Here is a 21023-nt window from a genome sequence, read left to right as displayed (position 1 = left end):
CTCAACGGGTCAGCCAGCGCACCTCGTAGGCGGCCATCGGGAGCGCTCTGCCGTCCACCTTCGCGTCGATGGCCCGGTCGAGGGTGTTGACCACGAGCACGTTCTTGACGCTCGCGAGCACCCGGACGCTGCGTGCGTCGTCGGCGGCGACGTCGACGGTGGTGAACCGGGTGCCCGGCGGGAAGGCCCCGGCGAACTTGGCGATGAGGGCGTACATCGGCAACTCCCGGCCACCGTCGCCCTGTTGGGTCGGCGTCCATAGACAGCCGGGGCACGATCCGCTCCGCTGCTCCGGGCTCCAGTACAGGGCGGTGGCGGTGCCGCCGCGCGCCAGGGCCATCAGCCCCGCCGCCTGGGTGGCCACTCGGCGCTGCTCGCTCCAGCCCGACGTGGCGGGCTCGACGTAGTACTCGGCCCACCACAGCGGCAGACCGCTCTGCTCGCGCAGCCACTCGCTGACGGCGGTGAACTTGTCGGTGGCGGCGAAGGCATCGGGGAGCAACTGGTTGGCCCGGGTGAAGCTGGCGCCGTCGACGACCACGAAGTCGGCGCCCTTCTTGTGCTTGTTCCAGTAGCGGAAGGCGTCGAGCACCCGCTGGTCGACCGAGCCCCAGGGGCCCTTGAGCGAGGAAGCGAACGACCGGTCCTGGGGGCCGTAGCTGTCCATGACCAGATAGGGGCCGCCGACCAGATTGGCGTGGTTCACCTGCTTCAGGGCGTCGAAGACCTTGTTGTAGAGCCGGGTGTAGCCCTCGTAGTCCCAGCGCTGGGCGGCGTCGTCGAAGAAGCCCTTGAACTCGTTCCAGACGACGAAGTGCCGTACGTCCGGATAGCGCCGGGCGATCTTGGCCGCCAGGTCCGCGAAGTCCTGGTAGTGCGCGGGCAGTGGCGCGGTCTCCAGGGACCGCACGCTCCAGTCCGTGCCGCTCGCCCCCGCTTCGCCGCCCTTCATCCAGTCGGGCGCGCAGCACAGCGTGATGACGGGCGTGGCACCGGTGGACCGGATGAGTTCGACGCGCCGGTCCAGGTCCGAGAAGTCGTAACTGCCGGGTGACGGCTCGGGGTTGCCGGCGCCCCAGCCCATGATCGCCTGGTCCTGCGGCAGGCCCTGGCCCGAGAGGAGCTCGCGGGCGCGCGCCACCGCGGCGTCGTCGCCGGTGTCGGCGCTGTACTGGGTGTGCGTGAAGCCCCAGCCGAGGGCGGTGGCGGTGTTGCTCGCCCCGGTCCGCCCCGGCCCGGCCTCGCCGCCGTTCCGGCTCGTACAGCCGATCGCCGCCAGCAGGAGCGCGAGCGTGGTCAGCAGGACGGCGCCCAGGGTCGCGGTGGTCCTGGCCCGGGGCGCCCTGCCGGGCGGCCTCCCGCTCCGGACGGTGATCCCACGATGACGTTCCATCACGAGGCAGCGTACGGGCGGTAGTTGTCGTTCCGGCCAGTTTCTCCGGAACACATAGGGAACGTCCCCCGCCCGGCGACCCCGCCGCCGGCCCGGCCGGCGCCCCGCCGCTCAACGGGACAAAACACGTGCGCGTACGGACGTGTTGCCGGATCATGGGCGGCATGTCCGCAAACCCAGAGGCCACGCTGCCGATCCGGCTGACCATGGACGACAGCGACTCGCCGTCCGACGTCGTCGACGCGCTCTTCCTCGGCCGCTTCGCCACGGGCGAGCAGCCGTACTCGTACAGCTCCTCCATCGACCGGGTCAAGAAGGGGCTCACCCTGCTGCCGCCCGCCGCGAAGGTGCTGCGCACCGCCCGCGACGACGACCGCAGCGCGACCCTCGCCGAGGGCCCGGGCTGGACGCTGCTCGTCTCGCGCTGGAACCGGGGCGCGGACGTCACGGTGACGGCGACCAGCGAGGAGCTGGCCGAGGAGGTCCTGAAACAGGCCACCGACGGGGCCGAGGACGAGCCGGAGCCGCAACCGGAGAACGTCACCATGGGCTTCTGGTACGTCTCGCCCCGGCGCGGCCCGCACCGCACGACGCGTCAGATCGCGGCCGGCACCTGGGACGAGGTGCGGCACAACTACACGGCGCCGGTGGCCGACGCCATGGACCGTCTGATGAAGGTGACCCCGGACGACATCGCGGGCCGGCTGCTGCTGCTCCACGGGCCGCCGGGCACCGGCAAGACCTCGGCGCTGCGCACGCTCGCCCGCTCCTGGCGCGACTGGTGCCAGGTCGACTGCGTGCTCGACCCGGAGCGGCTCTTCAACGACGTCGGCTATCTCATGGACATCGCGATCGGCGAGGACGACGGCAGCGCGAAGGGCCGGTGGCGGCTGCTCCTCCTGGAGGACTGCGACGAGCTGATCCGCGGCGAGGCCAAGCACACGGCGGGCCAGGCGCTCTCCCGGCTGCTCAACCTGACGGACGGCCTGCTCGGCCAGGGCCGCAACGTACTGGTGGGCGTCACCACCAACGAGGACCTGGAACGCCTGCACCCCGCGGTGGTCCGCCCCGGCCGCTGCCTCGCCCGGATCGAGGTCGGCCCGCTGACCCGGTCGGAGGCGGTGGGCTGGCTGGGCACGGAGGAGGGCATCGGCCGCGAAGGCACCACCCTGGCCGAGCTGTTCGCGCTGCGCCGCGGCACGTCCCCGGCCTCGGTCCCGGACCAGCGCCCGGGGTCGGACGAGGGGCTGTACCTGTAGCCGGGGCTGTATCCGGAGCACGGAGCCGTATCCGGAGCGAGGCTGTATCGGCAGTGCGGGCTGCACCCGCAGTGCCGGGCCGGGTACATGTGCGGCCCGGCGCGGACTGCCGGTGCGGGCCGGCGCGGACTGCCGGTGCGGGCCGGCGCGGACTGCCGGTGCGGGCCGGCGCGGACTGCCGGTGCGGCCCGGCGCGGACTGCCGGTGTGGGCCGGCTCAGGCGGCGCGGGCCTACTTCCCGTACGCCGCCCGCAGCGCGTCCTCCACGGCGGCGCGGGCGGCCTCCCGATCCAGACCGAGCCTGCGGGCCTCCCCCGCGTAGGTGGCCGCGGCGGCCGCGGCCAGCCGCTCCGAGGCGTCTCCCGCCGCCGCGACGAATGTGCCGTTGCGGCCCCGGGTCTCGATGACGCCGTCCGCCTCCAGGGCCCGGTAGGCCTTGGCCACGGTGTTCGCGGCGAGCCCCAGGTCCTCGGCGAGGCCCCGGACCGTGGGCAGTTTGAAGCCCACCGGCAGCTTCCCGGAGCGGGCCCGGTCGGCGATCTGGGCGCGCAGTTGCTCGTACGGCGCGGTGGCCGCGCCCGGGTCGATCACGATCTTGAGGGTCACGGGCCGATTCTCCCCCGCCCCGGAGCCCACCGGGAACACGCGGGGCGCGGGTCCCGAAAATCGAAGGCGCCCCCGTCCGGCCCCCGCGTACCGTGCCACGACCGCCCCGAACTCTCCGCACCACCCCCGCTCCTGTCAGCAGATATGTGCCACGGAGGTACGTCATGTCCGCGTCCGCACGTTCGGCCGAGGCCGGCACCCGTATCGAGATCGTCCTGGTCAAGGCCGGGCGTACGAAGCTGCGTTATCCGGCGTCGGTGGTGTCCGACGACGGCGTCCGGCTCACCGCCGTCGCCCCTTGGGCGGCCGAGGGCGTCCGCGACTTCGGCTTCGTGCGGTTCGAGCCGGGCGATGTGTTCACCGAGCACTACTGGCGCGATCGCTGGTACGCCGTGAAGGAGGTCCGCGACGGCGACGCGGCGCTCAAGGGGTGGTACTGCGACATCACACGGCCCGCGGTGGCCCGGGACGGCGAGCTGATCGCGGAGGACCTGGACCTCGACCTCTGGGTCTCGGCCGACGGCGCGACCGTACTGCGCCTGGACGAGGACGAGTTCGCCGAGAGCGGGCTTGCCGAGCGCGACCCCGAGGCGGCGGCCCGCGCGCTCGCTGCCCTGGACGAGCTCGAACTCCTGGCGAAACTCGGCCAGTTCACGGCCCTGATCGACTGACCCGTCGATCCGAAGCGGGGTTGCGACCGGACCCGGGCCCCTCGGCGGGCGCCGGTCGTCAGGCCGCGGCCGTGCCCGCCGTGGCGACCACCGCATAGCGCTCATCGTCCACCTCGCGCCCCCACAACCGCGCGTCCCCCGACAGCCGTTCGTAGCGCGCCTCCGCGTTCAGCGGGGCGAGGGCCCCGGTGAGGCGCTCGGCGGGTATGCCCGCCTCGCCCCACACCCCCTCGACCAGGATCAGCCGGCCGCCCGGGCGCAGCAGGGACCACCAGTGCCGCAGCGCCGCCTCGGGGTCGGGCAGGGCCCACACCACATGGCGGGCCAGGATCACGTCGAAGGTGCGCCCCTCGACGGGCGGCCGGGCCGCGTCCCCGGTCAGGACCTCGGCGCCCGTGCCGGCCAGCTTGGCGCGGGCCCGCTCGGCCATCCGGGCCGAGCGGTCGACGGCCGTGACGCGATGGCCCCGGGCCGCGGCGAGCAGTGACAGGCTCCCGGTGCCGCACCCGAGGTCGAGGAACTCGCCCGCGCGCTCCGGAAGCCAGCCCCCGAGCCGCTCGTCCCACGCCGCCCGCACCAGGGGGTCGAGCAGCCCGTGGTCGGGCTCCTTGTCGAACGTGGCCGCTGCTTCGTCCCAGTCGATGTCCATGCCCCGATCGTGCCAGCCGCCACTGACAATCGGCCCGGCGCTCAGGCCCAGCGCTCAAGGCCGGCGCTCAGGGCCGGACCGCCGCGCCACCGGCCCGCGGGTCCAGCACCTTGCGGTAGTGCAGGCGGTCGTAGGGCCCGTCCACGCGCCGCTCGACGAGTTCGTATCCGTACCGCGGATAGATCTCCTGGTTCTCCCACATCAGCGCGTTGGTGTAGAGCCGGACCTCGGGCAGGCCGAGCGCCCGCGCGTGGTCGTCCACGAAGCGCAGCAGACGGCGCCCGAGTCCCGTGCCCCGGACGTCCGGATGGACGGAGACCGAGTCGAGGAAGAGGTGGTCGGGCTCCGCGACGAGGACCAGGACCCCGGCTACCGGGTCCCCCGCGACGAAGACGCGCCCCGCCGCGACGTTCGCCGCGTGGTCGGCCTCCATGGGGGCGGGCACGACCCCGATGCGTGCGATGTAGGGATGGTAGGCGGCGTCGGTGACCTCCTTGACCCGGGGCACGTCGGCGGCGTTCGCAAGCCTGATCTCGTCGTCCATGGCGTCACCGTACGGTGCGGGGGCGGGCCCGTTCCCCTGCATCACGGCTGCGGGGACCCGCGGTCGGGACCGGGCAGCCACCGTGTGTCCAGGCCTGCCTGTACAAGGACAGCGCAGACCAACTCACCATTCCGGGCGCCGCGTTGTGTCGAAAATTCGCTATCTGGCGGCGGGAGCGCCGTGATACACAGCCGACGTGCACAACACAGTGGAGTTCCCCGAGATCCTGCGGCTGATCGAAGACCGCTCGGCCGCGTTCCGCGCCGCGCTCGCATCCGCCCCCGACCTCGACGTCCAGGTCCCGACCTGCCCGGACTGGACGCTGCGCGAACTGGCGCAGCACCTCGGCGACGGGCGCCGCCGCCAGGCCGCCATCGTCGGGGCGGGGCCGGGCGCCGAGCCCCCGGCGCGGACGGACCCGAAGGGCGCTCCGACCGCTCCCCGCGACCGCGAAGCCCTGGACGCCTGGCTCGCCGAGTCGACCCGTCTCCTGCTCGACGCGCTGCGCGAGGCCGGCCCGGACCGCGGCTGCTGGACCTGGTGGGGCCGCTCGCAGGCCCCGCAGACCAGCGGAGCCGTGGCCCGGCACCAGATCCAGGAACTCGCCGTCCACACGTACGACGTCCAGCTGACGCAGGGGGCCGCACAGCCGCTGCCGACGGACATCGCGGTCGAGGGCGTCGACCAGTTCCTCACGACCGTCGCGGCGACCAGCGTCCCCTGGCCGTTCAAGCCGGCGACCATCGACCTGCACACGACCGAGGGCCGCTCCTGGCGTCTGACACTCAACGCCGACGGCGTCCGCTCCGACGGCCTCGCCGCCGACGCGGAGCCGGGCGACATGGCGATGCGGGGCGCAGCGAGCGAACTGGTCCTCTACTTCTACGACCGCGCCCCGCTCGACGGCCTGGAGACCACCGGCGACACCGAGCAGATGGAGCAGCTCGCGGTCTGGGACCCCAACGCGTAGCACGGACAGGGGGCACAGGTCGTTTCTGTGCCCCCGCTTAGCGTCTCCTTAAAGCGACCATAAGGATCGTCATCACCCGCTCCCAGCAGGGCATTTCACGGTTTCTTGGGGCTAGCGTGCTGAGCGCCGGACGGGACTTCCGGCAGTCGCGAACCCCCACGCACCCCATGCCCGTGCACCATCGAAGGAGTACGTCACGATGACCTTCCCCCAGCTCTCCACCGCGTCCGCGCAGCGGGGTCCCCGTCGGCGCAGGGCCGCCGTCGTCGCCGCCGTCGGCTTCGTGCCGCTCGCGCTGACCGGGCTCGCGGCCGGCCCCGCCGCGGCCCACGGTTCCATGACGGACCCGGTCAGCCGGGTCTCGGCCTGTTACGCGGAGGGCCCGGAGAGCCCGAAGTCGGCCGCGTGCAAGGCGGCCGTCGCGGCCAGCGGCGCGCAGGCCTTCTACGACTGGGCCGCGGTGAACATGGCCAACGCCGCGGGCAAGTCGAAGGAGATCATCCCGGACGGCCGACTGTGCAGCGGCGGCAACGACAAGTACAAGGGGCTCGATCTGCCGCGCGCCGACTGGCCGGCCAGCAAGCTGTCGGCGGGCAACCACACCTTCCACTACAAGGGAACGGCCCCGCACAAGGGCTCGTTCGAGCTGTACATCACCAAGGACGGATACGACCCGTCGAAGCCCCTCAAGTGGTCGGATCTGGAGGCGACTCCGTTCGTCAAGGTCACCGACCCGCCGATGCAGGGCGGCGACTACGTCTTCGACGGGAAGATCCCGGCCCGCTCCGGGCGCCATCTGATCTACTCGATCTGGCAGCGCTCGGACAGCCCGGAGGCCTTCTACACCTGCTCCGACGTGGTGTTCGGCAAGGACAGCGGCACGGCGGGCGCCCCCGCTCCGGCGCCCTCCGCGCCCACCGACCAGGAGATCGCGGACGGCGAGGCCAAGTCGACGGTCCAGCACCACCACGACGCCTCCGCCACCCCGGGCACGCAGCCGGGCACCGCCGCGGCCGCGACCCCGGAGGCCGCCGGCAACCAGCCGCAGCCGGACGGGGCGGCGGCGAGCACCCCGGTCACCACGACGGGCGGAACCGGCACGACGGGCACGACGGGCACGACCGGTACGCAGAACCTCGCCGAGACCGGGGGCGACAGCAGCACCCCGTACCTCGCCATCGGCGGCGCGGGCGCGATCGCGGTGGGTGCCGCGGCGTTCTTCGGGACGCTCCGCCGCAAGGCGGTGGCCTCCGGCCGGCACGGCCGCTGACGTCCGGCTCGCACGCCGCGCCGCCCCCTCCCGGATCCCGGGAGGGGGCGGTCTCGTGGGGTCGTCGCGTGAGCGGCGGACGGTTCGACGGCGGGTCAGCCGATGGCGGAGGCGCAGGTGGTGGGGGTGGCGTGGGCGGGATCCAGCGCGTTGGTCACCTCGTGGTAGGTGACGCGGTCGGTGAGGCCGATCGCCACGTGTTCGGAGAGGTCGAGCGCACACTTGTCCTGGATGAGGACGTTGTGGACGTCGGGGCCGTCGAGGAACTGCGTGCGGTACGGGGTGACCACCTCGTCGTACTTGGTCGCGATGACCGTGTAGTGGACGCCGGGGACGGTGTCGCCGCCCTGGTTCAGCTTGGTGACGAAGGGCGATCCGGCGATCTGGTCGGCGAGCCCGGGGGTGGCGAGCGTCAACAGGTCCTGGGCGCCGGGGAAGTAGGGCAGCAGCTGGGTGAGGCCGTCGAGAGTGGTTCCGTGGTTGTCGGGGGCGATGCCGACGAGCGCGTTGACCTTGGGGGCGCCGCCGAGGAACTTCAGGTACCAGCGCGGCATCATGCCGCCCTGCGAGTGGCCCACCAGGTCGACCTTGGGCGTGCCGGTCGCGGCGAGCACCTTGTCGACGAAGGTGGCGAGCTGGGCGGCCGACTTGTCGATGGGCCCGAGGCCGTCGAAGAGCGGAACGCCGGGGAGCTGGCCGTAGTCGAGCGAGAAGACGCAGTAGCCGCGGTCGACCAGGTACGGCGCGAGGGCCAGCCAGTTGTCGGTGCCGTTGCCGAAGGTGCCGTGCACCAGGACGACGGGCCGGGGGTGGGCGGCGGACGGCTTGCACGCGTAGTTGTTCCAGCCACTGCTCGGCGCGGACTGGGCGTGCGCGGCGGTGGCCGGGGCGAGCGAGGCCGCGGCGGCGAGCAACAGCGCCGACAGCGGTCTGAGCACACGTTTCCAGGGCAGCATCGGGTGATCTCCTTGCGGCTCAAGGGAGTTGCGATGGGGGATTCGCCCTGCGGCCCGGACCACAAGTGAGTGCCGTACTGGGTATGTACGGGGCGTGCTCACGCCAAATTACGCACGGGTAGCCCAGGAGTGAAGTTACGCGTCAGTAAAAAACTGTCGCGCCGCTCGCGCGGCACTTGCCTGCGGGTGGGGTGCGGGGCCCCGGCGGGTGGGGTGCGGGGCCCCGGCGGGTGGGGTGCGGGGCCCCGGCGGGTGGGGCGGGCGGGGTGGCGGGACCCGGCCCAGGCGCCGCCCCGCCCGATCGCGCACCTCAGCCTCGTCGCGCCGCCTCGCTTCCGAGGAGGGGGCCGAGCGCGGCGGCGATCTCCTCGGCGAGCGGGCCATCGACCGGGGCGTGACCGCTGAGCAGCCGATACCACATCACCCCGAACGCGAAGTCGACCGCCAGGTCGAGGGAGGCGGGCCCGTCCTGCCTCAACTCACCGCGCGCCACGCCCCGTTCGAGGATCTCGCGCAGCGCGGCCCGGCGCGGGGCGATCACTTCCGCCTGGAGCCTGCGCGCGAGCGAGGCGTCCGCCTGCGCGTCGGCCATCAGCCCGACGACGGCCCGCCCTATGGCTCCGCGGGTGAGGCGGAAGGTGTGGCCGAGCAGCTCCGCCACGTCGCGGTACACATCTCCCGTGTCGGGGAAGAGCTCGGCCTGACTGCGGTGCGGAAGCTCGGTCAGGACTTCGAGCAGCACGTCCTGCTTGGTGGGCCACCAGCGGTAGACGGTCTGGCGGCCGACCTGGGCCTCGTCCGCGATGCCCTTGATCGTCAACTCCTGGTACCCGTCGCGCCGGCAGAGCTCCAGGGCCGCGTCGAGCACCGAGCGCCTGGCCGTCTCGCTGCGGGGGCGGCCACGGGGTGGGGAGCCGTCGGCCGGCTCGCCCGGCCCGTTCTCGATTTCCTTCATGCGGACAGTTTACAAGACACCCTGTCTCGGAATACTCTTTACGAGACAGTGAGCCTCGAAAAGCACGGAGGCCCGTACGAGAGGGCCTGGAAGGACACGCACCATGAATGAGCGAGTTGTGATCGTCGGCGGCACCTCCGGCATCGGCCTGGAGACGGCGCGCCGCCAGCTCGGCGCGGGCCGGGACGTCGTCGTCACCGGCCGCGACCCCGAGCGTCTGCGGGGCGCGCTGGCCGACCTGGCCGGACCGGCCGCGACCGATGGCACGGCGGCCACGGCGAGCGGCTCGGTCGTGGACGCCCGGGACGAGACGGCCACGCGGGAGTTCTTCGCGGGCCTCGGCCGGGTCGACCACGTCGTGGTCGCCGCCACGGGCTCGACGGCCGCCGGGCCATTCCGCTCGGTCACCACGGACGCCCTGCGCGAAGCGAGCGAGGGCAAGTTGATCGCGCACAGCCTCACCGCGCGGGCCGCGCTCGACGTCCTCTCCCCCACCGGGTCGATCACCTTCGTGACCGCCGCGTCGGCCGGCGCCGCGATGCCCGGCACGGCCGGCCTGGCCGCGGTCAACGCCTCGGTGGCCGCCATGGTCCCGGTCCTGGCCGTGGAGCTGGCCCCGGTCCGCTTCAACGCGGTGTCACCGGGGGTGGTGGACACCCCGTGGTGGGACTGGATGGACGAGGACGCCAAGGCGGAGACCTTCGCGGCCTACGCCAAGTCCACCCCGGCCGGCCGCTGCGGCCGCCCCGAGGACATCGCGGACGCGATCTCCTTCCTGGTGGGCAACAGCTTCACGACCGGCATCGTCCTGACGGTGGACGGAGGTGCCCGCCTGGCCTCGGGAGCCTAAGGAAGTAGACGGACAGCGGAACCGGGCAGCCGGAAAGCCGGACAGCGGGACAGCGGGTTTTCTCTCAACCAGGGCCCGGTTGTGGGGAGTTCGCGACAACGGGCGCCGTTCGTCCCAGTACGGTCACTTCACGCTGGGCGCCCCTCAGCACAGGCCGTCCGTTCGGCGCAGGCCGGGTCCGTTCCGGCCGGGACGGATCGAGCTTCGTCCGTTCAGGCCGCGTCGGACAGTGAGCCCGGGATGACGGCGCGGGGGCCGAACTTGGCCCGGGCCAGGTCGGCCACCGCCTCGATACGACGGGCCCGCTCATCCTCGGGGGCGAACGTCAGCTGGTGGGCGGCGTGTTCGGCCGCCATCAGGCCCTCGGCCCGCAGTGCGATGCCGCGAACCCTGGCCCGTTGCAGGCCGAGCGCCGCGTGGAGGGCGCGGGCGAGGTCGGCCAGCGCGGGCGAGTGGGCCGTCGGCTCGCGCAGGCCACGGGTGCGGGTGGTGGTGGACCGGTCGGCGTAGCGCACCGTGAGGGTGAGGGAGCGGCACGCCTGACCGGAGCCGCGCAGCCGGACGCCCAGTTCCTCGGCGAGGGAGAGCAGGGCTCGCTGATGGCGTACGGGGTCCAACTCGTCGCGGGGAAAGGTCCGTTCGGCGGCCAGTGACCGGGCGGAGGCGTTCGGCACGACGGGGGTGCGGTCGATGCCGCGGGCGCGCTCCTGGAGGTCGCGGCCCTGCCGGGCGCCGAGGATCCGCTGGACGGTACCCGGCGGCGCCGCGGCGAGGCGGCCCGCCGTGTCAAGTCCGTAGGCGCAGAGGCGGCCGGCGGTCGAGCGACCGACGCCGTCGAGTGCCCGGACCGGCTTCGCGGCGAGGTAGCGGTCCACCTCGTCGGGGCGGACCGTGCGGGTCGTGCCGGGTCCGGCGTCCCGCGCGGCCATCCTGGCCAGCATCGGGTTGGGGGCGAGCCCGATGGCGCAGTCCAGGCCGAAGTGGGCGAGCGCGCGGACCCGCAGGACGGCGGCGAGTTGTCCGGCGTCCTGCCCGAAGTACTTCTCGGCGCCACCCAGGTCGGCGAGGAGGCCGTCGGGCGGGAGTGCCTGGACGACCGGGGTGAGGCCCTCGGCGAGGGCGACCAGCGCGGGCAGCGCCGTGCCCGCCTCCGCGAGAGCGAAATGTGCACAGAGGATCATCCCGCACTCCCCGGGCTCGAATGCCACAACTTCCGCCCGGTGGCAGCCCGTTCACCCGCGGGTTGCAGGTCGGCCCAGGGGTTCAGTTCATAGCCGGTGGACAGGTGGATGCGGCGGCCGTTGTCGGCGGTGGGCGCGGTCGCCCCGTCGGGCGCGGGGCCTCCCTCGGGCGCGGGGCCTCCCTCGGCCCCGCCTTCGGCCCCTCCCTCGGCCCCGTCCGCGGCTCCGGGCCGGGACATCGGCTCGGGCGGGGTCGCGAGGCGGGCCGAGACCGCGTCCAGGCCGCCCGCGCGGCGCAGTTCGACGAGTTCGGCGAGATTCCAGGCGCGGGCGCCCACCACGCTGAGGCTGCGCGGCCCGCGCCGCTGCACCACGCCCCGTACGAGGAGGAGCCAGGAGTGGAAGACCGTGTAGGCGCAGGCGTCGTGGCTGTCGTCGAAGAAGGCCAGGTCGACCAGGCCGGTGCCGTCGTCCAGGGTGCTGAAGACGACCCGCTTGCCGGAGCGGATCGGCGGGGTCTGGGTGGCCGCCTTGGCGCCCGCGACCAGAACCGTCTCGCCGTGCTTCGCGTCGCGCAGCCGCTTGGCGGACACGACGCCGAGTTCGTTCAGGAACGCGGTGTGGTCCTCCATCAGATGGCGGGAGGCGTCCATGCCGAGGACGCCGAGTTCGGCGCTGAGCCGTTCCGCGTCGTCCAGGTCGGGCAGCCCGGCGCGGGCCGTCAACATGCCTCCGTCCAGCGGCAGTTGACCGCCAGGAGCGCGACGGGAGCCATGCAGTTCGGACAGGTGGAGCAGCAGGTCGCGGCGGTTGGCGCCGAACGCGTCGAGCGCGCCGATCCGGGCAAGCCGCTCGGCGACCGGCCGGCCGGGCCTGGCTCGCTGCCAGAAGTCGCGCAGCGAGGCGTAGGGCCGGCCGGCCTCGATGCGCGCACTCTCGGCCTCGCTGATGCCGTGGACGTCGCAGAGCGCGAGCCGCACCCCCCACTGACCGGACACCAGTTCGATTCTGTGTGCGACCGAGGACCGGTTCACATCCACCGGCAGGATCGGCACCCCGCGCCGCCGCGCGTCCGCGAGCAGCAGCCGCTTCGGATACATCCCGGGGTCGTGGGTGAGCAGCCCGGCGTAGAAGGCGGCCGGGTGGTGCGCCTTGAGCCAGGCCGACTGGTAGGTCGGCACCGCGAAGGCGACCGCGTGCGCCTTGCAGAAGCCGTACGAGCCGAAGGCCTCGATGATCTCCCAGGTACGGGCGATCACCTCGGGCGAGTAGCCGCGCTCCTGGGCGAGTTGGGCGAACCAGACCTTGATGTGCGCCTGCAACTCCGGGTTGGAGAGCCCGCGCCGCACCCGGTCGGCCTCGCCCCGGCCGCAGCCGGTCATGATGTTCACCATCTCGATGATCTGCTCGTGGAAGACGACCACGCCATAGGTGTCGCGCAGCGCGTCGGCCAGGTCGGGGTGCGGGAAGCGCACCGGGGCGCGGCCGTGCCGGGCCTCGATGAACGGGCGCACCATGTCGGCCGCGACCGGGCCCGGCCGGAACAGTGAGATGTCCACGACGAGGTCGTGGAAGGTCGACGGCTGGAGCCGCCCGACCAGGTCGCGCTGGCCGGGCGACTCGATCTGGAAACAGCCCAACGTCTCGGTGGAGCTGATGAGTTGGTACGTCCTGGCATCGCCCGGCGGGACTTGGGCGGGGTCGTCGATGTCGAGCTCCTCGCCGGTGGCCCGGCCGATCTCGGCGACCGCATGGGCCATCGCGGACTGCATCCGCACCCCCAGGACGTCCAGTTTGAGCAGCCCCAGGTCCTCCACGTCCTCCTTGTCGAACTGGGACATGGGGATGGGGGCACCTCCCTGGCCCTCAAGGCCTAGGGGGATCTCACCGCTGGTGGGCATCACCGGGGTGCGGCGCAGCAGCGAGGCGTCCGAGAGAAGCACGCCGCACGGGTGCATCGCGATGCCGCGCGGCAGGGCGTCCAGGGCTTCGACGAGCTCCCAGAGCTTGCCGTACTTCTCCATCTCGGCTGCCAGGGAACGCAGTTCGGGCAGTTCCTGGAGGGCGGTGCGGGCGTCGCGGGCCCGGATGTGGGGGAAGGACTTGGCGATCCGGTCGATGACGGCCGGGTCCATGGACAGGGCGGCGCCCACGTCGCGGATGGCGTGCCGCACCCGGTAGGTCTCGGGCATGGCGACAGCGGCGACGCGCTCGGTGCCGAAGCGGTCGATGATCGCGCGGTAGACGTCGAGCCGGCGGGCGGACTCCACATCGATGTCGATGTCGGGCAGCACCGGGCGCCGCTTGGACAGGAAGCGCTCCATCAGGAGCCCGTTCTCGATCGGATCGGCGTGGGCGATGCCGAGCAGATGGTTGACGAGCGAGCCCGCGCCGGAGCCGCGCGCGGCCACGCGGATGCCCATCTCCCTTACGTCGTCGACGACTTGGGCGACGGTAAGGAAGTACGAGGCGTACCCCCAGTGCGCGATGATGTCCAGCTCGTGGTGCATCCGCTCCCAGTACGCGCGCCGGCCCGCATAGCCGCGCAGCACCATGCCGGCCGCGGCCCGGGAGGCGAGGACCCGTTGCGGGGCGCGGTGGGCGGCGCCGACGAGATACGGCTCGGGATAGCTCGCGGTGCCCATACCGAGGTCGTCCTGGGGGTCGACGAGACACTCGGCGGCGGTCTCCTCGGTCATGGCGAGCAGCCGGTGGGCGACATCGCGCCGCCAGCCGGCCGCCTCGGCGACCCGCTCGGCGATCTTGAACATGGCGTCCGGGCCCTTGAGCCAGCGCTCGCCGCTGTCGAACGGCGCCCGCACCGGAACGAGGCGCCGCGCGGCGTCCAGTACGTCGGCGACCGGGCCCTGGCCGGGGTCGGCGTAGCGCGCGGCGTTGGTCAGGACGGCGCGTACGCCCTGTTCGGCGGCGAAGCCGACGGTGCGGGCGGCGAGCCGCAGGGAGCCGGGGCCGGTGCCGCGGAGGCCATGGTGGACGGCCTCCAGACGGAGGGCGTCGCCGTAGATCTCCCGCCAGGGGGCGAGCAGGCGCGCGGCCCGGTCGGGGCGGCCGGCGCTCAGTGCGCGGCCGATCTCGGAGGCGGGGCCGAGCAGCACGGTGAGCCCTTCGGCGGGCAGGTCGGCGTGGGTCAGCAGCGGGCGGCCCACGGCGGTGTGCGCCGCGCTGACCAGTCGGCAGAGCTCGGCCCAGCCGGTCGCGCCGTCCCGGGCGAGGAAGGTGACGCGGGGGGCGGACTCGTCCACGAAGGCGCCGCCCCGCACGGGGGTGCGCCGGGCGGGGCCGCGGGCCGGGCCGGCCCCGGCGTTCCCGAGGTGTTCCGGCACGGCGAGTTCGGCCCCGAACAGCGGGCGGATCCCGGCCTCGGCGCAGGCCTTCGCGAAGCGGACGGTACCGGCGAGGGTGTCCCGGTCGGTCAGGGCGAGGGTGTCCATGCCGCGCTCGACAGCGCGCTCGGCCAGCCGTTCCGGATGCGAGGCGCCGTAGCGGAGGGAGAACCCCGAGACGGTGTGCAGATGCGTGAACCTTGGCATCCGCGCCTCCTACCGATTACCGAGCCGTCTCTCACCCCCTCGCTTCAACCATAGACCAGTTCGAACGTGCGTGCGACACGTATGTTCGAATCCTGGTGCTGCCCCTCCGGGTGGGGTGGCGATGGGTCCCCCGGGGTCGGCCTCCCTCACCCCGGCCCACGTCCGAACACGCCACGCGTAGCCGTTCGCGCAGTTCCCCGCGCCCCCAACCCCCTTTTCGGCTGCGGACCGTGCCCCCTTCTCGCGCAGTTCCCCGCGCCCCCGTAGGTGACCCAGAACCCCCCGGTCGCGCCCACCGCGGCGGAGCCGCGCAATGCCACAGCCCCGCGCCCCTGTAGGCGACCCGGAATGCCTCGGTGCTGGTCGGCGCAGGCATCCTCAGCCCGTCCGGCGTTTGAGGACGAGCGCCCTTAAGGCGCGAACGGGGTCTGGGGCGGAGCCCCAGGGGGACCCGGAACCTACCAACCCCGAGTAACGGGCGGGCGGGCGGGCAAACCCCCCGGACCCCGGTCAGTCGTTTGGGTCAGTCCGACTGCGGGGGCGGCCCGCTCGGCGGAGCGTGGGGGCATGACATTCGTCGACGAGGTGAAGAGCGCCGTCTCCGTACGGGCCGCCCTGCTGGTGATCGGCGTACTGGGGCTGATGGTCGCCTTCATCGCGTCCTACGCCGGCGCCTTCCACAGCCCGAAGCCGAAGGACATCCCCTTCGCCGTGGTCGCCCCCGCGCAGATCCAGGGGCAGCTCACCCAGCAGCTGGGCAAGCTCCCCGGCACACCGCTGGACGTGCGCACGGCGAAGGACGCGGCGGACGCCACCCGCCAACTGCGCGACCGCAGCATCGACGGGGCCCTGCTGGTGGACCCGCGGGGCACCACCGACCGGCTGCTCGTGGCGAGCGGCGGCGGGGCCTCCCTCGCGCAGGCCGTGGAGGCCATCACGACGGCCGCCGAGAAGGCCCAGCAGCGTACGGTCGAGGTGACCGACGTCGCCCCGGCCGCCGCGGGCGACTCCCGCACGCTGTCCGCGTTCTACCTCGTCGTCGGCTGGTGCGTGGGCGGCTATCTGTGCGCCGCGATCCTGGCGATCAGCGCGGGCGCCCGGCCCGCCAACACCCATCGCGCGCTGATCCGGCTCGCGGTGCTCGCCGTGTACTCGATCGCCGCCGGACTCCTCGGCTCGCTCATCATCGGGCCGGTGCTCGGCGCGCTGCCGGGCAGCTACCTCGGCCTCGCCGGACTCGGCGCGCTCGTCGTGTTCGCGGTGGGCGCCACCACCCTCGCCTTCCAGGGGCTCGCCGGAGTCGTCGGCATCGGCCTGGCGATCCTGGTCATCGTCGTACTCGGCAATCCGAGCGCGGGCGGCGCCTACCCGTATCCGCTGCTGCCGCCGTTCTGGCGGACGATCGGGCCGGGTCTGCCGCCCGGCGCCGGCACCTGGGCCGCCCGCTCGATCGCGTACTTCCGGGGCGAGGCGGTCACCGGTCCGCTCCTGGTGCTGTCGATCTGGGCGGTGGCCGGCGCCGTCATCACCCTGGTGCTCGCCGGTCTGCGCCGCGACCGCGCCGAGAGGCCGGTGGGCGTGTGAACATCCCCCGCCGCTCCGGCCCGGCCGAACAGGCCTTCTCCGTAAGGCGGATGGAGCCGAGCGCGCAGGCGCAGCTCGGTCCGCTCGGCCTGACCGGGTTCATCGTGGTGACCACCATCGCCACCGGCATCGACGCGGGGGTCTTCCCCGAGAAGCTCGCGGCGTCCGTGGTGCCGCTGGTCGGCTTCTTCATCGGCGGCCTGGCCCAGCTGCTCGCCGGGCTCTTCCAGGCCCAGCGCGGCGACACCTGGCACGCTACGGTCTTCGGCGGCTTCGGGGTGTTCTGGATGGCGAAGGCGCTGATGCTCCAGTGGGTGGTGCCGACGCTCGACCCGTCGCTGCGCGGCGACGCGATGGGTCTTTTCACGCTGCCCTGGGTGTTCGTGGTGTTCGTGCTCTGGCTGGGCAGCTTCCGCATCCATCTGGCGCTGCTCTCCACCTTCACCTGCGTGCTCGTCGTCTTCGTCGGGCTGGTCTGCAACGGGTTCACGGGCGAGGTGATCTGGAACCGGATCGCCGGGTGGGCCGGTCTGTGCGCGGCACTGGGCGCGACGTACCTCCTCGCGGGTCAGATCCTCGCCTCGACCTGGGGCCGCCCGGTGCTGCCGATGGGCCGCTTCCTGTCCCCGCCCGACCACCCGGAGACCTGACCGACCACCCGGAGACCCGACCGGCCGGCCGGAGACACGACTGGCCGGCCGGAGACACGAGGCGGGGCCGCCCGGCGAAGGGCGGCCCCGCATGCGGCGGACCTGGGGGACGCGGGCGGCCTACTTGCCGTAGTACGCCCGCGTCATGAGCGCCTTCATGTCGTCGATCATCGGCATCCGCGGGTTGGCCGGGGCGCACTGGTCGGCGTAGGCGTTCATCGCCTGGACCGGCAGGGCCTCGATGAAGGCGGTCTCGTCCACGCCCTCCTCCTGGAAGGAGGCGGGGATGCCGCACTTGGCGCGCAGTTCCTCGACGGCCCGGGCGTAGGACTCGACGCTCTCCTCGGGGGTCGCGGCCGGCAGGCCCAGCATCTTGGCGATCTCCTGGAAGCGCTCCGGGGCCCGGTAGACCTCGGCCTTCGGCCACGGGGTCGCCTTGCCGGACACCTGGCCGTTGTGCCGGATGACGTGCGGCAGGAGCAGCGCGTTGGTGCGGCCGTGAGCGACGTGGAAGGTGTTGCCGAGGGTGTGCGCCATGGCGTGCACCAGGCCGAGGAAGGCGTTGGCGAAGGCCATGCCCGCCACCGTCGAGGCGTTGTGCATCTTCTCGCGCGCCTCGGGGTCGGCCGCCCCGTCCACGACGCAGCGCTCCAGGTTCTCGAAGATCAGCTTGATCGCCTGGAGGCAGAGGCCGTCGGTGTAGTCGTTGGAGTAGACCGAGACGTACGCCTCGGTGGCGTGGGTCAGGGCGTCGAAGCCGGAGTCGGCGGTCACGGTGGCGGGCAGGCCCATGGGGAGCACCGGGTCGACGATCGCGACGTTCGGGGTGAGCGCGTAGTCGGCGAGCGGGTACTTCTGCGCGGCCTCCGGGTCGGAGATGACCGCGAAGGGGGTGACCTCGCTGCCCGTTCCCGAGGTGGTCGGGATGGCGACCAGCTGGGCCTTCTCGCCGAGCGCGGGGAACTTGTAGGCGCGCTTGCGGATGTCGAAGAACTTCTCCTTCGTGTCCGCGAACTCGACCTCCGGGTGCTCGTACATCAGCCACATGATCTTGGCGGCGTCCATGGCCGAGCCGCCGCCGAGCGCGACGATCGTGTCCGGCTCGAAGTCGCGCATCATCGCGGCGCCGGCCCGTACCGTCGACAGCTCCGGGTTGGGCTCGACGTTGTCGATGACCTGGAGGACGACCGAGCCGGGGCGGGCCTGGAGGATGTCGGTGACCTTCTGGACGAAGCCGAGCCTGCCCATGGTCTTGTCGGTGACGATCGTGACCCGCTTCAGGCCGTCCATCTCGCCGAGGTAGCGGATGGAGTTGCGCTCGAAGTAGATCTTCGGCGGGACCTTGAACCACTGCATGTTGTTGTTGCGCCGTCCGATCCGCTTGACGTTGACGAGGTTGACCGCGGAGACGTTGTTGGACACCGAGTTGTGTCCGTAGGAGCCGCAGCCGAGGGTGAGGGAGGGCAGGAAGGCGTTGTAGACGTCGCCGATGCCGCCGAAGGTGGAGGGCGCGTTCACGATCACGCGGATCGCCTTGACCCGCTTGCCGAACTCCTCGGCCAGCTCGTCGTCCTCGGTGTGGATGGCGGCACTGTGGCCCAGGCCGTGGAACTCGACCATCTGCGCGGAGAGTTGGAGGCCGTGCTCGGTGGAGTCGGCCTTGAGGGCGGCCAGGACCGGGGACAGCTTCTCGCGGGTGAGGGGTTCGCCCTCGCCGACCTCCGCGCACTCGGCGACCAGGATCGAGGTGGTCTCCGGCACCTCGAAGCCGGCCTGCTCGGCGATCCAGCGGGGCGACTTGCCGACGACCGAGGCGTTGAGCCTGGCGCCCGCGCAGTTGCTCGCGAAGGCGGTGGTGCCGAAGACGAACTCCTCCAGCTTGGTCTTCTCGGCCGCGCTCAGGACGTACGCGCCGAGCCGCTGGAATTCGGCCAGACCGCGCTCGTACACCTCCTGGTCGAGGATGACGGCCTGCTCGGAGGCGCAGATCATGCCGTGGTCGAAGGACTTGGAGAGCACGATGTCGTGCACGGCCCGGGCGAGCTTGCCGCTCCGGGTGACGTATGCCGGGACGTTGCCCGCGCCGACGCCGAGGGCGGGCTTGCCGCAGGAGTAGGCGGCCTTGACCATGGCGTTGCCGCCGGTGGCCAGGATGGTGGAGACGCCCTCGTGGTTCATCAGGAGGCCGGTGGCCTCCATCGACGGGGTTTCGATCCACTGCACACATCCCTCGGGCGCCCCGGCCGCGATCGCGGCGTCCCGCACGATCCGGGCGGCCGCGGCCGAGCAGTTCTGCGCGGAGGGGTGGAAGGCGAAGACGATCGGGTTACGGGTCTTCAGCGCGATCAGCGCCTTGAAGAGGGTCGTCGACGTGGGGTTGGTGACCGGGGTCATCGCGCAGATGACGCCGACGGGTTCGGCGATCTCGGTGATGCCGTTCAGCTCGTCGCGGCTGATCACTCCGGCGGTCTTCAGGCCGCGCATCGAGTTGACGACGTGCTCGCAGGCGAAGAGGTTCTTGACGGCCTTGTCCTCGAAGAGGCCGCGGCCGGTCTCCTCGACGGCGAGCCGGGCCAGTTCGCCGTGCTCGCTCAGCGCGGCCAGCGAGGCCTTCTTGACGATGTGGTCGACCTGCTCCTGGGTGAACGTCTCGAACCGGCCGAGGGCCTCCTGGGCCCCGCGCACCAATGTGTCGACCACGGTCTCGGCGGTCGTGACGTCCTCGGCGTTCTTGGCCTCCATGGCAGGAACTCCTTCTTGTCGAGCGCTAGGAGCATTGCGAGCGTTGCGATGCTTTTCCGATGTCTCAATTCGACACCTGTTCGCGGTGCTCGCGGGCCCGACAAAGCCCTGTTCCCGAGGGCAGAAGGTCCTTTCAATTGACCGGACGTCATCCGAAATATGGCGCTGAGCTGCGCTTTCACCTCAGGACTTAAGACCCATGCGCGCTTGTGAAAACTTTCACAAGTTTTTCGGAGGGTTATTTTCCTCGCCGTCGTCCACGATCTCCGAATGCGCCTGCGCCGGAGGGATTTCGGCCGCGGCCGGTTCCACCGGAGGCACGGCGGCCGGCCCGGCCGGTGTTTCGGCGGGTGCGGGCGGTGTTTCGGCGGGTGCGGGCGGTGTTTCGGCCGGCGCGGCCGCCGACGGCTGGGCGCGCTCCAGGAAGCGCAGGAGTTCCACCGGGAACGGCAGGACCAGCGTGGAGTTCTTCTCGGCGGCCACCGCCACCACCGTCTGCAACAGCCTCAGCTGGAGGGCGGCCGGCTGCTCGGACATCACCCCGGCCGCCTCGGCCAGCTTCTTCGAGGCCTGGAGTTCGGCGTCCGCGTTGATCACACGGGCCCGGCGCTCACGGTCGGCCTCGGCCTGGCGGGCCATCGAGCGTTTCATCGTCTCCGGCAGCGACACGTCCTTGATCTCGACCCGGTCGATCTGCACGCCCCAGCCGATGGCCGGGCTGTCGATCATCAGCTCCAGGCCCTGGTTGAGCTTCTCCCGGTTCGACAGGAGGTCGTCCAGGTCGCTCTTGCCGATGATCGAACGCAGTGAGGTCTGCGCCATCTGCGAGACCGCGAACTGGTAGTCCTCGACCTGGATCACCGCATCCGCCGGATCGATCACCTTGAAGTAGATGACCGCGTCCACCCGGACCGTGACGTTGTCCCGGGTGATGCCGTCCTGGGCGGGCACCGGCATCGTCACGATCTGCATGTTCACTTTCCGCAGCCGGTCCACGAAGGGGACGATCATCGTGAGTCCGGGCCCGCGCACCGAGTCCTTCAGCCGGCCGAGCCGGAGCACCACCCCGCGCTCGTACTGCTTGACGACGCGGGCCGCGGCCAGCGCGTAGAGGACCCCGCCGGATCCGACGGCGATGCCGGCCGCCACCAGTGCCTCGACCATCACGGCCCCCAAGGGTCCGAATCGGACG

General features: G+C 72.3%; 16 protein-coding genes and 1 pseudogene. 7 read left to right on the top strand and 10 right to left on the bottom strand.

All coding sequences use genetic code 11. The features are described 5' to 3' along the window. Position 1 precedes the first annotated feature (1 nt). Positions 2-1393 carry a GH39 family glycosyl hydrolase gene (locus CG740_RS22285; protein WP_100576999.1) on the bottom strand — a complete coding sequence of 464 codons (1392 nt, stop codon included), beginning with the start codon at positions 1391-1393 and terminating at the stop codon, positions 2-4. 164 nt (positions 1394-1557) lie between these two features. Here CG740_RS22285 and CG740_RS22280 point away from each other — a divergent pair, with 164 nt between their 5' ends. Beyond that, positions 1558-2652: a DUF5925 domain-containing protein gene (locus tag CG740_RS22280; RefSeq protein WP_100577394.1), complete on the top strand. Its 1095-nt coding sequence runs from the start codon at positions 1558-1560 to the stop codon at positions 2650-2652. 231 nt (positions 2653-2883) lie between these two features. Here the strand turns inward: CG740_RS22280 and CG740_RS22275 are convergent, their stop codons facing one another. Next, entirely contained in the window at positions 2884-3258 is a 375-nt protein-coding gene (locus CG740_RS22275; protein WP_100576998.1) for a GntR family transcriptional regulator, read from the bottom strand. Positions 3259-3422: 164 nt separating this feature from the next. Here CG740_RS22275 and CG740_RS22270 point away from each other — a divergent pair, with 164 nt between their 5' ends. Further along, the gene (locus tag CG740_RS22270; protein ID WP_100576997.1) at positions 3423-3929 is read left to right on the top strand and encodes a DUF402 domain-containing protein; all 507 of its coding nucleotides are present in this window, start codon (positions 3423-3425) and stop codon (positions 3927-3929) included. Between the two features lie 76 nt (positions 3930-4005). On the opposite strand, the pseudogene CG740_RS22265 reads toward CG740_RS22270, so the two are convergent. Together CG740_RS22265 and CG740_RS22260 are read right to left on the bottom strand one after the other, a co-directional pair. Beyond that, positions 4006-4578 (bottom strand): annotated as a pseudogene (locus tag CG740_RS22265) (class I SAM-dependent methyltransferase); the annotation flags it as partial. 67 nt (positions 4579-4645) lie between these two features. Then, positions 4646-5122, bottom strand: a complete 477-nt coding sequence (locus CG740_RS22260) for a GNAT family N-acetyltransferase (protein WP_100576995.1) — start codon at positions 5120-5122, stop codon at positions 4646-4648. A gap of 196 nt (positions 5123-5318) precedes the next feature. Between CG740_RS22260 and CG740_RS22255 the strand changes: the two genes are divergently transcribed. After that, on the top strand, positions 5319-6092 hold the full coding sequence (locus CG740_RS22255) for a maleylpyruvate isomerase N-terminal domain-containing protein (protein WP_100576994.1): 774 nt from the start codon (positions 5319-5321) through the stop codon (positions 6090-6092). A gap of 199 nt (positions 6093-6291) precedes the next feature. Further along, positions 6292-7362 (top strand): lytic polysaccharide monooxygenase auxiliary activity family 9 protein, encoded by a 1071-nt coding sequence (locus CG740_RS22250; protein ID WP_100576993.1) that lies wholly within the window; start codon positions 6292-6294, stop codon positions 7360-7362. A 95-nt stretch (positions 7363-7457) separates the two neighbouring features. On the opposite strand, the gene CG740_RS22245 is transcribed toward CG740_RS22250, so the two are convergent. Next, positions 7458-8318 (bottom strand): esterase/lipase family protein, encoded by an 861-nt coding sequence (locus tag CG740_RS22245; protein WP_100576992.1) that lies wholly within the window; start codon positions 8316-8318, stop codon positions 7458-7460. Positions 8319-8628: 310 nt separating this feature from the next. Then, the gene (locus CG740_RS22240; RefSeq protein WP_100576991.1) at positions 8629-9273 is read right to left on the bottom strand and encodes a TetR/AcrR family transcriptional regulator; all 645 of its coding nucleotides are present in this window, start codon (positions 9271-9273) and stop codon (positions 8629-8631) included. Positions 9274-9376: 103 nt separating this feature from the next. Here CG740_RS22240 and CG740_RS22235 point away from each other — a divergent pair, with 103 nt between their 5' ends. After that, complete coding sequence (locus CG740_RS22235; RefSeq protein WP_100576990.1) at positions 9377-10123, top strand: SDR family oxidoreductase; 747 nt, start codon at positions 9377-9379, stop codon at positions 10121-10123. A 212-nt stretch (positions 10124-10335) separates the two neighbouring features. Here CG740_RS22235 and CG740_RS22230 read toward each other — a convergent pair whose 3' ends face one another. Together CG740_RS22230 and CG740_RS22225 are read right to left on the bottom strand one after the other, a co-directional pair. Next, complete coding sequence (locus CG740_RS22230) at positions 10336-11304, bottom strand: DNA polymerase Y family protein (protein WP_100576989.1); 969 nt, start codon at positions 11302-11304, stop codon at positions 10336-10338. Further along, entirely contained in the window at positions 11301-14855 is a 3555-nt protein-coding gene (locus tag CG740_RS22225; RefSeq protein WP_100576988.1) for a DNA polymerase III subunit alpha, read from the bottom strand. Before CG740_RS22225 ends, CG740_RS22230 begins: the two co-directional genes overlap by 4 nt. 567 nt (positions 14856-15422) lie before the next feature. Here CG740_RS22225 and CG740_RS22220 point away from each other — a divergent pair. Both CG740_RS22220 and CG740_RS22215 read left to right on the top strand, forming a co-directional pair. Continuing rightward, positions 15423-16439, top strand: coding sequence for a DUF3533 domain-containing protein (locus tag CG740_RS22220; RefSeq protein ID WP_100576987.1), 1017 nt, complete (start codon positions 15423-15425; stop codon positions 16437-16439). Further along, a complete protein-coding gene (locus CG740_RS22215; protein ID WP_100576986.1) occupies positions 16436-17089 on the top strand; it encodes an acetate uptake transporter in 654 nt (217 codons plus the stop codon). The genes CG740_RS22220 and CG740_RS22215 overlap by 4 nt, the downstream gene beginning before the upstream one ends. A 120-nt stretch (positions 17090-17209) precedes the next feature. Here the strand turns inward: CG740_RS22215 and adhE are convergent, their stop codons facing one another. Together adhE and CG740_RS22205 are read right to left on the bottom strand one after the other, a co-directional pair. Next, positions 17210-19831: a bifunctional acetaldehyde-CoA/alcohol dehydrogenase gene (adhE, locus tag CG740_RS22210; RefSeq protein ID WP_100576985.1), complete on the bottom strand. Its 2622-nt coding sequence runs from the start codon at positions 19829-19831 to the stop codon at positions 17210-17212. Between the two features lie 219 nt (positions 19832-20050). Further along, a complete protein-coding gene (locus CG740_RS22205; protein ID WP_100576984.1) occupies positions 20051-20995 on the bottom strand; it encodes a slipin family protein in 945 nt (314 codons plus the stop codon). Positions 20996-21023: the final 28 nt, after the last annotated feature.

The sequence above is a fragment of the Streptomyces sp. CB01201 genome, from assembly GCF_002803085.1.
Taxonomy (GTDB): Bacteria; Actinomycetota; Actinomycetes; order Streptomycetales; family Streptomycetaceae; genus Streptomyces; species Streptomyces hundungensis.
This window is presented reverse-complemented; position numbering and strand designations above follow the sequence as displayed.

Bases quoted from the DNA above. Each gene is read 5' to 3' on its own strand.
- CG740_RS22285 (WP_100576999.1), bottom strand. From the start codon at position 1,393: ATGGAACGTCATCGTGGGATCACCGTCCGGAGCGGGAGGCCGCCCGGC.
- CG740_RS22280 (WP_100577394.1), top strand. From the start codon at position 1,558: ATGTCCGCAAACCCAGAGGCCACGCTGCCGATCCGGCTGACCATGGAC.
- CG740_RS22270 (WP_100576997.1), top strand. From the start codon at position 3,423: ATGTCCGCGTCCGCACGTTCGGCCGAGGCCGGCACCCGTATCGAGATC.
- CG740_RS22260 (WP_100576995.1), bottom strand. From the start codon at position 5,122: ATGGACGACGAGATCAGGCTTGCGAACGCCGCCGACGTGCCCCGGGTC.
- CG740_RS22250 (WP_100576993.1), top strand. From the start codon at position 6,292: ATGACCTTCCCCCAGCTCTCCACCGCGTCCGCGCAGCGGGGTCCCCGT.
- CG740_RS22245 (WP_100576992.1), bottom strand. From the start codon at position 8,318: ATGCTGCCCTGGAAACGTGTGCTCAGACCGCTGTCGGCGCTGTTGCTC.
- CG740_RS22240 (WP_100576991.1), bottom strand. From the start codon at position 9,273: ATGAAGGAAATCGAGAACGGGCCGGGCGAGCCGGCCGACGGCTCCCCA.
- CG740_RS22235 (WP_100576990.1), top strand. From the start codon at position 9,377: ATGAATGAGCGAGTTGTGATCGTCGGCGGCACCTCCGGCATCGGCCTG.
- CG740_RS22230 (WP_100576989.1), bottom strand. From the start codon at position 11,304: ATGATCCTCTGTGCACATTTCGCTCTCGCGGAGGCGGGCACGGCGCTG.
- CG740_RS22225 (WP_100576988.1), bottom strand. From the start codon at position 14,855: ATGCCAAGGTTCACGCATCTGCACACCGTCTCGGGGTTCTCCCTCCGC.
- CG740_RS22220 (WP_100576987.1), top strand. From the start codon at position 15,423: ATGACATTCGTCGACGAGGTGAAGAGCGCCGTCTCCGTACGGGCCGCC.
- adhE (WP_100576985.1), bottom strand. From the start codon at position 19,831: ATGGAGGCCAAGAACGCCGAGGACGTCACGACCGCCGAGACCGTGGTC.
- CG740_RS22205 (WP_100576984.1), bottom strand. From the start codon at position 20,995: ATGGTCGAGGCACTGGTGGCGGCCGGCATCGCCGTCGGATCCGGCGGG.